The organism is Microbacterium sp. NPDC058021, assembly GCF_042885955.1.
Classification (GTDB): Bacteria; Actinomycetota; Actinomycetes; order Actinomycetales; family Microbacteriaceae; genus Microbacterium.
In genome coordinates, this window is sequence record NZ_JBHVRF010000006.1 from 189523 (window position 1) to 204870 (window position 15348).

At 70.9% G+C, this 15348-nt stretch carries 12 protein-coding genes; 1 reads left to right on the top strand and 11 read right to left on the bottom strand.

Features of this window, described 5'->3' with window-relative positions; all coding sequences use genetic code 11:
• Positions 1-93: 93 nt before the first annotated feature.
• From ACFVR6_RS14200 to ACFVR6_RS14250, 11 genes are read right to left on the bottom strand one after another with little or no spacing between them, the layout of a single operon-like run.
• Positions 94-1167 carry an acyltransferase family protein gene (locus tag ACFVR6_RS14200; RefSeq protein WP_386964132.1) on the bottom strand — a complete coding sequence of 358 codons (1074 nt, stop codon included), beginning with the start codon at positions 1165-1167 and terminating at the stop codon, positions 94-96.
• An 18-nt stretch (positions 1168-1185) separates the two neighbouring features.
• Complete coding sequence (locus tag ACFVR6_RS14205) at positions 1186-1740, bottom strand: acyltransferase (protein WP_386964134.1); 555 nt, start codon at positions 1738-1740, stop codon at positions 1186-1188.
• On the bottom strand, positions 1737-2639 hold the full coding sequence (locus ACFVR6_RS14210; protein ID WP_386964136.1) for a glycoside hydrolase family 16 protein: 903 nt from the start codon (positions 2637-2639) through the stop codon (positions 1737-1739). Before ACFVR6_RS14210 ends, ACFVR6_RS14205 begins: the two co-directional genes overlap by 4 nt.
• A complete protein-coding gene (locus ACFVR6_RS14215) occupies positions 2636-3889 on the bottom strand; it encodes a hypothetical protein (protein WP_386964138.1) in 1254 nt (417 codons plus the stop codon). Before ACFVR6_RS14215 ends, ACFVR6_RS14210 begins: the two co-directional genes overlap by 4 nt.
• Before the next feature lie 3 nt (positions 3890-3892).
• Positions 3893-4867, bottom strand: a complete 975-nt coding sequence (locus ACFVR6_RS14220; RefSeq protein ID WP_386964370.1) for a polysaccharide pyruvyl transferase family protein — start codon at positions 4865-4867, stop codon at positions 3893-3895.
• A gap of 2 nt (positions 4868-4869) precedes the next feature.
• Positions 4870-6441, bottom strand: a complete 1572-nt coding sequence (locus tag ACFVR6_RS14225; RefSeq protein ID WP_386964140.1) for a hypothetical protein — start codon at positions 6439-6441, stop codon at positions 4870-4872.
• 2 nt (positions 6442-6443) lie between these two features.
• Complete coding sequence (locus ACFVR6_RS14230) at positions 6444-8216, bottom strand: hypothetical protein (protein ID WP_386964142.1); 1773 nt, start codon at positions 8214-8216, stop codon at positions 6444-6446.
• Positions 8213-9817, bottom strand: coding sequence for a glycosyltransferase family 2 protein (locus ACFVR6_RS14235; protein WP_386964144.1), 1605 nt, complete (start codon positions 9815-9817; stop codon positions 8213-8215). The genes ACFVR6_RS14230 and ACFVR6_RS14235 overlap by 4 nt, the downstream gene beginning before the upstream one ends.
• Positions 9814-11145, bottom strand: a complete 1332-nt coding sequence (locus ACFVR6_RS14240; protein WP_386964146.1) for a hypothetical protein — start codon at positions 11143-11145, stop codon at positions 9814-9816. The genes ACFVR6_RS14235 and ACFVR6_RS14240 overlap by 4 nt, the downstream gene beginning before the upstream one ends.
• On the bottom strand, positions 11142-12086 hold the full coding sequence (locus tag ACFVR6_RS14245; RefSeq protein WP_386964148.1) for a glycosyltransferase family 2 protein: 945 nt from the start codon (positions 12084-12086) through the stop codon (positions 11142-11144). Before ACFVR6_RS14245 ends, ACFVR6_RS14240 begins: the two co-directional genes overlap by 4 nt.
• Positions 12086-12901: a glycosyltransferase family 2 protein gene (locus ACFVR6_RS14250; RefSeq protein ID WP_386964150.1), complete on the bottom strand. Its 816-nt coding sequence runs from the start codon at positions 12899-12901 to the stop codon at positions 12086-12088. Before ACFVR6_RS14250 ends, ACFVR6_RS14245 begins: the two co-directional genes overlap by 1 nt.
• A 689-nt stretch (positions 12902-13590) precedes the next feature.
• On the opposite strand from ACFVR6_RS14250, the gene ACFVR6_RS14255 reads away from it, so the two are divergent.
• Positions 13591-15345, top strand: coding sequence for a proline--tRNA ligase (locus ACFVR6_RS14255; RefSeq protein ID WP_386964152.1), 1755 nt, complete (start codon positions 13591-13593; stop codon positions 15343-15345).
• Positions 15346-15348 lie beyond the last annotated feature (3 nt).

The following is a 15348-nucleotide window of genomic DNA, read 5'->3' on the forward strand; positions in this document are numbered from 1 at the left end:
ACCGCCGGCCGGTCTCCCGTTTGGTGTAGGCCCGCCTACCGTGCACGGCCGGACGCGCTCGCTCGGTGACCTGACGCCGCCGATTCGGGGGCGTCAGCGCGACGCCGCAGTGCCGACCCGCTCGCGCGCGAACCACGCCGGCGCCACGTAGAGCAGGCGCAGCACCGGCACCCGAGCGCAGCCCGCGGCGATCACGAGGCTGAGCGCGATCGCGATCGCCGACATCAGCACCGGCATCACCGGGCGCAGCAGTGCGATGGCGGGGGTGTCGGCGAACGGCAGCAGCAGGCTGGTGAACGTCGACAGCAGCAGGATGTGCGTGACGTACACCTGCAGCGTCCGCTGGCCGAGGTGCTCCAGTGGCCGCGAGAGCGGGCGGGTGAGCGGTGTGCGGGCGAGGCTGCGGGCCAGGCACAGGCCGAAGGCGACGGCGATGAGTCCCACCGGCACGGCCGTGACGGTATCCACGAACCAGCCCGTCGCACCCCGCAGCACGATGGCCGCCGCGAACGCCATGAGCAGGGCGACGCTCATCAGCCACCCGCGGCGGTGCACGAAGTGGATGATCGGCTCGCGCAGGTACAGGCCGATCATGAAGAAGACGAAGTACTTCGTGATGCCGTCGTACGTGACGTTGCCGAAGGTGACCCCGCCGTGCGCGACCGAGGACGCCACGGCCGCGACGGCCAGCACGACCCAGCGGTTCACGCGTCCGTGCAGCGCCTTCGCCGCCACGAGGAACAGCGCGAGGGCGAACAGGAACCACAGCCCGTTGGAGGGGCGCACGATCGACAGGACGAAGTCGAGCCAGCTGGACTGGTTCAGATCGATCGGCTCGGGGATCACCTGGTAGTAGGCGAAGCGCAGCACCGTCCACACCACGAACACCCACACCAGCACCGCCAGGCGCGTGCGCCAGAGTTCCGGCCAGGGTCGGCCGACCGCACCCACCGCCAGCATTCCCGCGACGAGGAAGAACAGCGGCATGCGCAGCAGCGCGAACACCAGGTTGAGCGGTTCCCACCAGGGGGAGGCGAGGCCCGTGGGGACAGTGAACATCCCGGCGTGGAACAGCACGACGAGGATGATCGCGATGCCGCGGGCGCCGTCGATCCAGGTGACACGTCCGGTGGCGCGCGAGGTGGAGACGGTGGGGAAGGTCTGCATGGGGTCCTTGCGAGGAGGTCAGGCCGCGGCGGGGGTGTCGGCGAGGGTGCGGATGAGGCGGGCGGGGACCCCGCCGTACACGGCACCGCCGGGCAGGTCCCGCGTCACGACGGCGCCCGCGGCGACGACGACGTCGTCGCCGATCGTGACGCCCGGCAGCACCGTCACGTTGGCCCCGAGCCAGCACCGGTCGCCGATCACGACGGGAGCGCTGTCCCGGTCGCGGGAGACGCCCTCGGGGCCCACGCCGTGGAAGCTCGTGATGATCGTGACGAACATCGCCAGCTGGCAGTCCTCGCCGATGCGGACGGGTGCGACGGCTTCGAAGTAGCATCCGACGTTGACGAACGTGCCGTCGCCGATGCGGATGTCACGGCCTCCCGTGAACGTGCACCGCGACGAGAGGTTGGGGGTCTGCACATCGAACCCGCGCGCCCGCAGGATGCCGTATCGCACCGCCCGAGGGCAGAGCACCGAGCCTGCGACGCTGTTTGTCACGAACGAGCGCCACCCCCACGACGCGTCCTCAGCGAGGCTGTGCGCCAGCATCGCGATGCGGCCGCGGCCGCTCACGGGGCGATCGTCTCGGTCTGGTCGGCCGGCGTGTACGCCATCCAGTCGATGAGCATCTTGTTGACCTCCGGCGTCGTGGCATCGGGGTCGCCCGGCCAGTTGCCGCCGACCGCGAGGCTGAACAGCACGTGCGTGGGTTCGTCGAACACCCAGCGTCCGGTGAGTGGGACATCCCATTCCTCGACGTCCCACACGACCTGGTCGTCGATCGCGATGATGATGCGGCCGGGCTGCTTCTCGACCGTGTAGACGTGGTAGTCGTCGGCGAGCGGTGCCGGCATGTCGACGCCCTGGTTCAGCGACCAGTGCTCCGTCCAGCCGATCGGACCGTGCAGGTGATGGCGACTGCGGGACGTGTCGTTCGGGGTCTCGATGATGTCGACCTCGCCGGCGTTGGGCCAGCCGACGCGGTCGATGTTGTCGCCGAGCAGCCAGAACGCCGGCAGCAGCCCCTGCGCCTCGGGCAGCTTCACGCGCGCGGAGAGCTGCCCGAAGCTGAACGACCACTTGTTGTGGCTCGTGATGCGCCCCGAGGTCGGAGTCCCGCCGTCGGCGGGGATGGTCGCGGTGATGACGAGGTTGCCCTGGCCGTCGAGGGCGACGGCATCCTCGGTGTACTCCTGGAGCTCGTTGTTCCCCCAGCCGCCACCGCCGGTCTGGATGCTCCAGAACGCGGAGTTCGGCTTGGAGCCGGCCGGGCCGTCGAAGTCGTCGAACAGGGCCTCGTCGTCGCCGTACTTCGGAGTGAGGAAGGAGAACCCGGTGAACCACCAGACACCCGTGATGACGAGGACGATGACGAGGATGCCGGCGGGGATGCCGAGGGTGAGCCACCGACGTCGACGCCGGCGCGGGCGCGGAGCCGATGTCTCGGTGGGGGGAGGGGTGGTGAGGGTCAAGGCAGCAGTCCCTTCGGGTCGCGGCACAGCAGCTCGCAGGCGGCGGCGATGGTCGAGCGGTCGTAGAGGGAGGCGTCGAAGCTCATCGAGACGTTGAGACGGCGTTTGAGCACGGCGGTCAGCGCGGTGATGCCGTTGCGGCCCGCGGGGTCCACCGACACGCGCACATTTCCCTCGCCCGCCCACGGCAACGGCTCGAGGGCACGCAGGAACCCCATGTCGCTCACGATCGCCTTCGCGGCGGCGGGCGCCGTCGCCGCGGCGGGGCGGCGCCAGCCACGGGTGAGCAGACCAGCGGTGAGGGCGGCCAGCGGGCGACCGGAGTGCAGATCGCGGCTGAAGCGGGCGCCGGCGGCATCGAGCCCGGCAGCGGCGTCGATGGGGTGCCCCACGACGAAGTTCGCCAGCGTCGACCGGCCCGAGGGCAGATAGCGGCGCAGGTCGACGAGGATCGAGCCTTCGTCCATGACCGGCACGCCCACCCGGTGCAGCGCCTCGCGCAGCGCGAACATCATCGCGAGGGTGGGGGGGACGCGTCCCCGGCTCCACGCGGCGATGGACCGGTAGGTGTCGGGGTCCATGATGCCGGTGACGAGGTCGAGCGAGCCGCGCTCGGCGGGCACCGTGGGGCCCGTGTGCGCGGGGCGCGGGATGCGGCGTTCGGCGAGCCGGTCGCGCACGACGTCGGCCGCGCGCCCGGGGTGGTGCAGGAACGTGGCGTTCAGGGCGGCGGGCAGCGGGTCGGCGTCGCGGGCCGAGGTGAACACGCCGGGCGCGGCGCGGCCCGACAGGATGCCGGCGGTCAGCATGACACCCAGGAACCCGTCGCCGAGCCGATGGTCGATGCACAGCGACGCGCGGTCGTCCCCGAGGAAGACCATGAACGGCAGGTCGGGGGTGATCGCCTCGCGCAGACGCGGCAGCCCGGCGTCGCCTGCGTACGCCGCAGGCAGCTCCCGCACCATGCGCTCGGCCTGCGCGTCGAGCGTCTCGGGGTCGTACCGCCACCGGGCGCCGTCGAACGTGCGTCCGGCGCGGGCGGCGGCACCCATGCCGATGAGGGTGCGGACGGCCGCCACGACCGCCGTCCGCTCGGGGACGACGAGCGGGGAGAGTTCGACGCTGATGTAGACGCCCGCCGACAGCCGGTCACGGCCCAGCACGCGTCCCGACGCCGCCGCACCGCGCGTCGCGACGGGTGCGGGTCCGCGGACCTCGGCGCCGGTCTCCTCGTCGCGTGCGATGACCATGGCTCAGACCATCGCCGTCGCTGTCGGCAGATCCGGGGCGAAGCTGAGCGGAAGGTCGAGGTCTTCCAGCCAGGTGCCGGCGTAGCTGGTGAGCTTGCCGTTTGCGTTGTCGATCGCGATGACCCGGCGGCCCATCTGCAACCCCACGAGCATCGCGTGCAGGCGATCGGTGACGATGGTCTCGCCGGGGGAGAGCAGCGCGACGCCGGTGGCCAGGCGCTTCGCGGCATCCGCGAACCACCGGTCGGTCGTGCGGTTCATGCTGCGTGTGACGGCGCCTTCGAAGAAGGTGCGGCGCAGGCGCTGTGCGAGCCGGTCGGCGAAGGTCATCGCCGGCCAGTCGACCGCCGTCGCGCCCGTGCCCGCCGGCAGTGCGCTCTCGTCGTCGCGGCGCAGCAGGTAGACGCTCTCCCGAGTGGGCGCGGCAGCCTCCAGCCGGCCCAGCATGTGCACGCTGTCGGGGGCCAGGGTCACATCGGCGACGAGGTCGCGCACCGCCGCGAGCGACGCGGTGTCGCGCACGGCCAGGCGCAGCTCCGGGCGGACCGCCATGCGCCGGGCGAACTCGGCGCGGTCGGCGTCGGACGCGAAGTGCACCGACTGGGGCTCCTGGATGAGCAGCGTCTCGGGGCGCAGCCGCTCGGCGAGGCGGTAGCGGTGCTCGCTGTGCTGCGGGTAGAGCCCGCCGAAGTTGCCGCCGCCCTGGATGGCGACGGGGATGCGCGAGTCGTAGACCGCGGGGGAGATCGTGCCCCACGAATACGTGGCCTCGACGCGGATGCCGGCGCGGCGCCAGAACTCCGCCTGACCGAGCGCGATGACCGAGTCGCCGATGTTCTCGTAGTCGGGGAAATCGGTGAGCACGAGCGAATCGACGCCGTCGTGCAGCGCCGTCAGCGCCGCGAACGAACGCCGCTGCATCTCGTCGATGAATCCCGACCCTGACGGGCGAGGGTCGTGGGTGTTCTCGATGGGCATGGTCACGGGGAGTCCTCCATGGTGCGGCCGGCGCGGGAGGGGACGGGCAGTGCCGCCCTCACCCGGGCGCGCGTGGCCTTGTCGAAAGCGAAGAAGTAGTAGACGGTGAGGGCGGCGACCGCCCAGAGTCCGACGAACGCGGCCACGAGCGGGAGCGGCGGATCCAGCAGGCTCGCGCCGTACAGGAGCGCGGCGAGCGGCGCGACGGTGGCGAACGGCATCACGAGGCATCGGACCGCGAAATCCCGCAGCGACAGGTCGAGGCGGCGCAGCGTGATGGCGATGTAGAACGGCTCGAGCACGACGATGGGCAGGGCCAGCCCCAGTGCGATTCCGGGCAGACCCATGGTGTTCCCGAGCACGAGCGCGAGGAGGGTGCCGGTGACGGCCCAGATCGTGTGCAGCACCGCGAAGCCGCGGAGCGACCCCTGGGCGGTGAGGATGGGCACGGCCAGCAGATGATTGTTGTTGGCGAACATCGACAGCACGAGGATCTGCGCCACGATCGCCGCTCCGGGCCCCGCCTCGCCGAGCCAGACGTGCATGATCTGGGGCATGAAGACGACCACCGGCACGAGGACGAGCGTCATGAGCATGTTCGCCAGGCCCGTGCCGCGCAGATACATCTGTCCGATCGGCGCGCCCGCTGCGCCGCCGTGGCGCATGGAGGCCGTCGGCAGGAGCGCCACGGCGAGCGAGCCGGTCACTTCTTTGACCAGCAGGTAGATCCGCTGCCCGGCGGCGTACATCGCGGTGAAGGCGATCGGCAGCAGCAGCGCCGTGAGGATGCCGCCCACCTGCATGATCACCACGCCCGCGATGCCCAGCACCATGAGCTGCGAGGAGACGCGGAACAGCTCCCGGAACACGCTCCAGCGGAAGTCGGAGACGCGCGCGGTGATGCGCGGCGCGCAGCGGCGGCGCAGCACGTAGGTGGCGATGCCGAAGCCCAGGATGCCGAGCACGTCCACGATCGCGACGGCGACGATGCCCAGGTCCAGCCAGCACACGACCACGGTGAACACGACGCGGAACGCGGCGAGGCCGATCAGCAGGTAGTTCACGATCTGCAGACGCCCCACCCCGGCGAGGATCTGGCGGTTGGCCGAGAACACCAGCAGCAGGAAGACGTTGCCGACCCCGAGGATCGCCAGCGCCCAGGCGGTGGGCTCAAGGCTCTCGCTGAAATCCGCGTTGGGCACCGTGAAGGCGAAGGCGACGGCGGTCGCCCCGGCCAGGAGGAATGCCGCGCCGAAGTAGAAGACGTTGCTTGCGGAGGCGACCCGCCGCATGCGCGCGACGTCGTCCGAGGGCGCCGCCACCCCGATGAAGCGGGTGGTCGCGTCGCCGATGCCGAGGTCCTGCTGGAACAGCGCGCCGAGCGCGACGGTCAGCATGTAGAGGCCGTACGACTCCGCGCCGAAGGCGCCCAGCACCAGCGGCAGCAGGGCGACGTACGCGATCATCGACGACATGCGCGCCAGATAGGTCGTGATCACCGCACCCGTGATGCCGCCCTTCGCGCCGGCCGGCGCGCGGCGCTGCCGCGGCGGCGTCTGGATGGAAGCCGACATGCTCAGCCCAGCCTCGTCGCACCGAGGTCGAGGCGGTAAACCAGCGTCTCGTCGGAGCGGTGCACCAGCTCCCAGCGCGGGTCGTCCTCGAGGATGCCTTCGAACCGCTCGAGCGCGCCGTCGGGCAACGTGCCGTAGTAGGTGCTGTAGTCCCGCATCTGCTGGGTGATCACCACGAGCGCCGGGCGCCGCTCCCACACGAGGCTGTCGGTGAGACGGGTGACGCGTCGCGGGTCGGCGAACTGCTCCGTCTCCCACCCCGGCCAGGACGTCAGCCACATGTCGATGCCGGAGTCGAACAGCTCGTCGGCCGCCACGAAGTCGACGTACTCGGCCACGAGGCGTCCGGGGGCGCCGGGGGCGACACCGATGGTGAGCGTGGAGGGGTCCTCGTTGCGCAGCACCTCGGTGGTCAGGCGCACCGATTCGGGCGTGACGAGGTTGGCGAACCAGCCGCCGTAGTAGGCCTGCATCGAGGTGAGCGAGGCCACCACGGTGAGAGCGGCGATCCCCGCCTGTGCACCGCGGCGCGCGCGCACGAGCTCGCCACGCAGCATGCGGGTGATGCCGGGCGCGAGGATCAGCATGCAGCCGGGGATCGAGTACAGGAACACGCGGAACATCGCCTCGCCGCCGTAGCCCTGGCCGACCAGGATCAGTGCGGGCGAGAACGCCACGATGGCGGGCACGAGGGTGTCTCGCCACTGGTCGCGCCGGCGCAGGAGCCGGACGACCGTGACGAGTCCCGCGGACACCCAGACCAGCAGCGTCACGCCACGGGCCGCCCACGAGTTCGTGAGCTGACCGATGCTGGGGTTTCCGAGCGTCTCGTTGCGCGCGGAGGGCGTGAGGATGTTGCTGAGGAAGTCGAAGTTCAGCAGTCGGCCGAACTGGCTGAGCACGTTCATGTGCAGGAGCATGTAGCCGATCGCGATCACGGCGAACACGATCACGATGTAGCGGGGGCGCACGCGCCCGAGCACCGTCAGCAGGAGCACCGCCGCCAGCAGCCAGTAGGGCGTGAGCTGGTGGGTGACGACGATCGCCGCGAAGATCGGCACCGCCACCCAGGCTGCCGCCCTCGTCTTGACCGACGCCAGGATGAGCGCGACCACGACGATGCCGAGGGCGAAGGCGATCGCCTGCGGGGAGAAGTAGTCCTGGGCGACCCAGTTCACCGCGTGCGCGCCGAAGGCGGCGACGAGCGCGGTGGCGGGGTTCAGCCCGTAGGTGCGTGCCAGGAAGAAGATCGCGGCGGCCACGGCCAGCTGCGAGCCCACCGCGAACCACTGCGCGATGTCGATCGTCTCGGAGCCCGTGACGGTGTTCAGCCACGCGATGAACGAGAAGGCGCCGGGCCAGTTGTGGTAGATGTCCACGTCCACATCGACCGTGCCGAAGCGCTGGATGTAGTCGATCGGGCCGAAGTGCTTGTACGTCCACGAGTACAGCGGAGCGTCGGTGGAGATCGCGGTGGGCAGGCGCGTCATGAGGATGGTCGCCACCAGCGCCACGCCCGCGGTGCGGGTCGCCCGCAGCGCGATCGCCAGGCAGAACGCGATGACCGCGAGCGCGACCGAGATGGGGAACAGCGGGCTCGCCGCGGCGAGGAGTCCGAACAGATGCCACGGGGCGTCGCGCAGCGACGGCAGTGCGATGAGCCACCCGGCGACGGCGAGGCCGAGCGCGATGGTGGGGAGCAGCCAGGGCCGGGACGTGCGCGTCGGCTCGGGGCGGGCGGGGGCGAGGTCGGTGCGGGGGGCGGTGATGGTCATGCGGTCCTCCTCGCACCGAACGAGACGACGGCGCCGAGGCACGTGGCCCCGGCCAGGGCGAACAGCCACAGCAGGGGGTTCCACCACTGCGCGTAGACGATGCCGGTGGTCAGCAGCAGCAGCGCCGAGATGCCGATGGCGGGGATGACGATGGGGGCGAAGTGGGGTGGCAGCACCACCCACGCCCGGACGAGGGCACCGGGCCCGATCAGGATGAACAGTGCCACGAAGGCGAGGGAGAGTGCCGACGGCAACGGCAGCAGACCGAGCAGTCCGAACACCCCGCCGATGCCCGCCAGCGAAGCCCAGCAGCGCCGCTCCATCGCGGGGCCGCGCGAGGCCGGCCCGGCGAGTGTTCCGGCTTCGCGCTGAGCGCGTCGCTCGGCGAAGTAGCTCGCGGGTCCGCCGACGATGCTCGCCAATTCCTTGCGGCCCACGCGCTTCGACTCGGCGGACAGGGCCGAGGAGGTGGGGGTGTCGTCGACGGTCGACATGGGCTTGTTCAGCAGGCGCGCGAAGGCGCGCGGGGAGCGTGCCAGGGCGGCGCCCAGCATGCGGGGGTCGAGCACGACGGTCGTCGCCCACGCCCCGAAGCCGCGGCCGTAGCCGATCGCCTGCGCCGTGAGGGCGTCGAGATCGGCGCGATGGCGGTGCCACACCAGCGCCGCCGGTTCGACGACGATCGCCTGACCGTCGTAGAGCAGCCGCAGGAACATGTCGAGGTCCTCGCCGCCCTTGGTCCGCGTGCCGACACCGAGGGCGGTGTCGAACCCGCCGAGGGCGAGCATGCCGTCGCGGCGCACCGCGAAGTTCGCGCCGGTGCCGAATTCGCCCACGCAGAAGGGGAACATCGGCAGATCTGCCGGTGGATCGCTCAGCCGGAACTCGCGGGCGGTGGTGAGCTTGGACCAGCTGACGCGGGCGTCGAAGTACGCCTGCACCTCGTTGCGCAGTTCGCCGGTGGGCACCACACCGCTGACGCACCCGACGTCCTCGCCGCGTGAGAACCCGGCCGCGATCGCCCACAGCCACTGCGGGTCCACGGCCACGTCGTCGTCGGTGAACGCGACGACCTGCCCGGCAGCGGCGTGCAGGCCGGCGTTGCGGGCGTGCGAGAGTCCTGCGGCATCCTCGCGGACATAGCGGAAGCCGGGGAACTCCGCCGCGAGCAGGTCGCGGGTCTCGGAGGTGGCGGGTGCGTTGTCGACCACGACCACCTCGTACGAGGGGTATTCGATGGCGCGGATCGCCTCCAGGGCGTCCCGCAGCAGACCGGCGCGATCGCGCGTGCACACCACGACCGTCATGGGAAGCGGGGCGGGACGCGTGGCCGGCGGCACGACGGGGAGCCCCGCGACCGCGGAACGCACCGCGGCGGCATCCAGTGTGCCGTCGGTGAGCGGCAGGGTCACGTAGCCGCGCACAGCGCCGCGCTCGCGCACCAGCAGCCGGGCCCGATCGAACAGGTCGCCCTGGTCGACGGCGATGGTGTCGATGGACTCGTCGAGGTCGGTGACCTCGACCAGGCCCACCCAGATCGCGTCACGTCGGTCCACGTCGCCGTGCAACGGCATCGCGGCGGTCAAGGTCAGTGTCGTCATGCGGCAACACCTTTCGGGTCGAAGGCGCGTGCGGGAAGGTCACGCACGCGGCGGAGTCCGACGGCTCCCACGGCAGCGAGTGCCGTGACGCCGCAGACCATGGCGAGTGCGGCTCCGAGAGCCCCCAGTGTGGGGACGAGCAACAGCACGACGCCGAACAGGATGGAAACGTAGAGCAGGTTGCTCCAGAGGACGGGGCGCACCCGGTGCCGCGCGCGGGAGAGCGCGGACCAGATGTCGAATCCCGGACGGATGATGCTCGCAAGAGCCAGCGCGCCGACGACGGCCATGCCGTACAGCGGCGAGTACTCCCGCCCCGCGATGAGGAACAGCAGCGGTGTGGCGACGGTCGCGGCGACGCCGAGGACCCCCACCACCAGCAGCACCTTGAGCATGTAGGAGCGGGCGAGCCCCGCGCTGGGGGCGAAATCGGCGGCGGCGCTCTTGGCCAGCGCGGTCGCGACGGCCACGCCCACGAGGTCCAGCGCCACGCTGAACTGATAGGCGATGGCGAAGACGGCCCCTTCGGCGGGGGAGGACAGTGCCGTCACCACGAAAGACAGCGACAGGCCCGCGCACATCACGATGCCGACCGCGACGGCGTTCTGGGCGGTGAACAGCCCGAACGCACGCGCCGTGGCGGCATCCCAGGTGCGCGTGCTGGGGCGTCGCGCCTGCTCACGGCGCAGTGCGCGGGGCACGAGCGCGAACGCGCCGACGGCGATGGCCGCCGCGGCCGGGATGATCGTGGCCGTCACGAGAGGATGCGGCATCCACGGCGCGCCGAAGGCGAACACCGCCAGCAGAGCGAGCTTGACGAGGTTCGCGGCACCGTTGACCAGCAGGGTGCCGCGAGCGTCGGCGGCGCCGGCCAGCGCCTGCGTCTGCACGTTGAACAGCGCCCACACGACCGTGCACACCATCACCGCCACGACGGTCACCGCGAACGGCAATGCCGGTGTGAGCACCAGCGCCACGAGCACGCCAGCGCCCGCGCCGCACACCGCGGCGATGACCGCGGTGGCGGCGTACGCGCGGCGCAGCACCGACCAGGCGGCCGGGCCGCCCAGCGGCAGCATGACCACGAGCGCGCTGCCGGGCCCGTTGGATGCCAGCGCCGAGGCGGCCATGATCATCGACAGTGCGGACGCCTCCAGACCCAGCTGGGTCTGCGGGATCCACACCGCCGCGAGCATCCAGAAGACGAACCCCGACAGCGACGTCACGGCGTACCCCGAGGAGAGCCACAGCGAGTCGCGCGTGATGCGCTGCCCCACTTCGGCGCTCGCCTGGGGGGCGACGGGAAGCGTGCGGGAGGCCGCGGTCATGCCGGAGCCTTCTCCGTCAGCGAGGCGCGAGGGCCGCCGGTGCGCACGCGCGCCACCCGGCCACGGACGTACCCGGCGCCGGCGAGGCCGAGGGAGAGCACGATGGCGGTGGCTGCAGGCAGACCCCGGGGTCCGCGCCGCAGCTCCCGCCACACCGCAGCAGGCAGTACCCGCGTCGCGTAGGTCGACTCCGCCGAGAGCGCGTCCGCGCGACCGACGGTACGCGCGATGCCCGCTTTGGACAGTCCCTCGCACCAGCTGCGGTGCGCGACGTACGCCATGCGCACGCGGTCGGCGCTCACATGGTGGCGCACACTCGCCGACGGCTCATAGCGCACCACGCTCGTCGGGTCGGCCTGGCGCAGCTTGATGCACGCCTCGGTCTCCTCGCAGCCGATCGGGAGCTTTCCCACGCGCCCGGTGTCGGCGTTGAAGCCCCCGATGGCCATGAGCGGCACACGGCGGAAGGCCATCGAGCACCCCATGACGTTGCGCACCGGACCGGGTTCGGTGGGAAGGCCGCGATAGCTGCATCCCACGATCCACAGCAGCTCGTCGGGGAGCACCGCCGGTGCCTCGCCCGGCCAGATCGGCACGGCGCTGCCGCCGACGGCGACGACGGACTCGCTGGTGAAGCCGGAGACGAGCGTGTCGAGCCAGCCGGGATCTGCTGCGGCGTCGTCGTCGAGGAAGGCGACGATCTCGCCTTCGGCGACGCGCAGCGCGGTGTTGCGGGCGGAGGAGAGGCCGCGGGACCCCTCGTTGGCCATCACACGGGCTTCAGGCCACCGGGCGCGGGCGCGCTCGAGCAGCTCGTCGTTGTGATCGACGACGAGGATCGTCTCGTCGGCGCTGCCCTGCGCTGCCACGGAACCCATGGCCAGCGCGAGCTGGTCCCAGCGGTCCAGTGTGTACGCGCAGATGACGACACTGACCGACATCACCGGCCGATCGACTCCACGCGCTCCGCGGCGGGCGTCGAGGCGGCGACGCTCACGGGCGCCACCGTGACGCTGCCGGTGCGGCGGCGGCGACCCCAGCGCTTGATCCGCTCGTCCAGCACGGTGCGCAGCACCCGCAGTCCGTCGGTGATGGCGTTCAGGTTGCTCTCGCCGTGGATGCGGGGCAGCTCGACGCTGGGCACCTCGACCACGTGCAGGCGGTTCTCCGCCATGCGGCAGGTCAGCAGCGTCTCGATCTCGAAGCCGTCGCCCCACACCATCTGGCCCTCGGCGCCGGGGATGTCGGCGGCCGGCAGCTCCAGGGAGGGGAGGATGCGGCGCCAGAACGCGTTGTAGCCGTAGCAGAGGTCGGAGTGGCGGGTGCCGAGCAGGATGTTCGTCAGCAGGTTCAAGCCGCGGTTGCCGAGGTTGCGGTGGAAGGTGATGTCCTCGCTCGCGCCGCCGAGCATGTAGCGGCTGCCCTTGCTCACGTCGGCACCCTGGACGAGCGCCTCGACGAAGCGCGGGATCTCGTCGGGGTCGGCCGAGCCGTCGGCGTCGAACATGACGATGATGTCGCCGGTGGCGTGCTCGAAGCCGCACACGAGCGCGTTGCCCTTGCCCTTGCGGGTCTGGGTGATGACCTCCACGCCGGGGCGCACCCGCCGCGCGACCTCGGCCGTGCCGTCGACGGAGTGGCCGTCGACGACGATGATCTCGTGGACGTCGGGGAGCATGGGCAGGACGATCTCGAGGTTCCGCGCCTCGTTGCGGGCGGGGACGATGATCGAGACGCGGGGGTGGGGGGAAGTCACGGTGATGGTCGCCTTTTCGTCGGGGGAGCGCGAATGAATAACAGTGATGGGTGAGGGCACGGACTCGGAGCCGGCGGCGCATCTGGCGCCGCACTGAAACACCGGTGTCGTGTCCTCTCGAGGAGGTACCCGGTCGGGGCTCTGATGCTCCGAGTCGATGGTTCGAGCGTTGCCGCCGGGTGTTACATCCGTGTGAACGCTACCGATGACTCTCGTAACGCACGGGCCGAAACCTGTCCCCTCTTCGGTGGACAGAAGGCGTAATTCCGCCATTCGTGTCGGCCATTAGGGGGACATTTCTCCACTTTCGGCGCGTCACGTCCCCCATTCGGTGGACATTCAGAAAATGAGGTCCACAATGGGATCAAACGGCTGTCTGGGAGGACAGGGACCGTCCGGGAATCCACTCCGGGGTTCCGTCGGCCGAGGAAGGCACTGCACATGCGAAAGACACGGAAGTCGACTCAGCCGGAGTCCGATATGTGCGCGTGTGGACATCACCGGGAAGCGCACGAGCACTACCGCCGCGGCACCGAATGCGCGATCTGCGACGTGCGGGCCTGCTCCTCGTTCACCGCGGTCTCCGTGCCGGAATACTCCCGCACCAGCTGACGCCGTCGGCGCGTGCGAGCGCGCGTCCCCCGCTCGGAATCTGCTGAACAGGCGAGGCATCCGTAGACTGATCCCTCGTGGTCACCCGTCTCTCGCACTTCTTCCTCCGCACGCTCCGTGAAGACCCCGCCGATGCGGAGGTCACGAGCCACCGGCTGCTCGTCCGCGCGGGCTACATCCGCCGTCAGGCGCCCGGTGTGTTCGCCTGGCTGCCGCTCGGGCTTCGGGTCAAGGGCAAGATCGAGCAGATCGTCCGTGAGGAGATGGCCGCCGCCGGCGCCTACGAGGTGCACTTCCCGGCGCTGCTGCCGCGCGAGCCGTACGAGGCCACCGGCCGCTGGGAGGAGTACGGCGACGCGCTGTTCCGCCTGCAGGACCGCAAGGGCGCCGACTACCTGCTCGCGCCGACGCACGAAGAGGTCTTCACCCTGCTCGTGAAGGACCTGTACTCCTCGTACAAGGACCTGCCGCTGTCGATCTACCAGATCCAGGACAAGTACCGCGACGAGGCGCGGCCCCGCGCCGGTCTCCTGCGCGGGCGCGAGTTCACGATGAAGGACGCGTACTCCTTCGACTACACCGATGCGGGCCTCGACGCCTCGTACGAGGCGCAGCGCGACGCGTACGAGCGCATCTTCCAGCGCCTGGGGCTCGAGTACGTCATCGTGCAGGCGGATGCCGGGGCGATGGGCGGATCCCGCTCCGAGGAGTTCCTGCACCCGACTCCCGTCGGCGAGGACACGTTCGTCCGCTCCGCCGGCGGCTACGCCGCCAACGTCGAGGCGTTCACGACGGTCGCCCCCGACCCGATCCCGTTCGACGGGCTGCCGGCGCCGGTGATCTTCGACTCGCCGAACACGCCGACAATCGACACCCTCGTCGCGCACTGCAACGCGCACCTGGACGGCGAGTACACCGCCGCCGACACGCTCAAGAACGTGGTGCTCGCCCTCACGCACCTCGACGGCACGCGCGAGCTGGTCGTCGTCGGCCTTCCCGGTGACCGCGACATCGACGACAAGCGCGTCGAGGTGGCCTTCGCGCCCGCCGCAGTGGAGCCGGCCACCGAAGCCGACTTCGCCGCGAACCCGCTGCTGGTGAAGGGCTACATCGGCCCGTGGTCGGAGAAGGGTCCGATCCTCGGCGAGGAGTCGGCCACCGGCATCCGCTACGTGCTCGACCCGCGCGTCGTCGACGGCACCTCCTGGATCACCGGCGCCAACATCGACCAGAAGCACGTCGCGCGCCTCGTCGCGGGACGCGACTTCGCCGCCGACGGCTTCGTCGAGGTGGCCACGGTGCGCGCCGGCGATCCGGCACCCGACGGCTCGGGCCCCGTGGAGCTGGCTCGCGGCATGGAGATCGGGCACGTGTTCCAGCTCGGCCGAAAGTACGCCGAGGCGCTCGGGCTCAAGGTGCTCGACGAGAACGGCAAGCTCGTCACCGTCACGATGGGCTCCTACGGCATCGGCATCACCCGCATCCTCGCGATCATCGCCGAGCTGAACAACGACGACAAGGGGCTCATCTGGCCGACCTCCGTCGCCCCGTTCGACGTGCACGTCGTGGCAACGGGCCGCGACGCCGCCGCGTTCGAGCTCGCGGAGAAGGTCTCGGCCGATCTCGAAGCCGCCGGCATGGACGTGCTGTACGACGACCGTCCGAAGGTGTCGCCGGGGGTGAAGTTCGGTGACGCGGAACTGGTGGGCGTGCCCCGCATCGTCATCGTGGGACGCGGCGCCGCCGACGGCCAGGTGGAGTTGTGGGACCGTCGCACCGGAGAGCGCGAGGTCGTGGCCGCGGCGGACGTCGTCGCCCGGCTCACCGACTGACGG

Coding starts and splice junctions, on each gene's coding strand:
- ACFVR6_RS14200 (WP_386964132.1), bottom strand. CDS start 1,167: ATGCAGACCTTCCCCACCGTCTCCACCTCGCGCGCCACCGGACGTGTC.
- ACFVR6_RS14215 (WP_386964138.1), bottom strand. CDS start 3,889: ATGGTCATCGCACGCGACGAGGAGACCGGCGCCGAGGTCCGCGGACCC.
- ACFVR6_RS14220 (WP_386964370.1), bottom strand. CDS start 4,867: ATGCCCATCGAGAACACCCACGACCCTCGCCCGTCAGGGTCGGGATTC.
- ACFVR6_RS14225 (WP_386964140.1), bottom strand. CDS start 6,441: ATGTCGGCTTCCATCCAGACGCCGCCGCGGCAGCGCCGCGCGCCGGCC.
- ACFVR6_RS14230 (WP_386964142.1), bottom strand. CDS start 8,216: ATGACCATCACCGCCCCCCGCACCGACCTCGCCCCCGCCCGCCCCGAG.
- ACFVR6_RS14235 (WP_386964144.1), bottom strand. CDS start 9,817: ATGACGACACTGACCTTGACCGCCGCGATGCCGTTGCACGGCGACGTG.
- ACFVR6_RS14240 (WP_386964146.1), bottom strand. CDS start 11,145: ATGACCGCGGCCTCCCGCACGCTTCCCGTCGCCCCCCAGGCGAGCGCC.
- ACFVR6_RS14245 (WP_386964148.1), bottom strand. CDS start 12,086: ATGTCGGTCAGTGTCGTCATCTGCGCGTACACACTGGACCGCTGGGAC.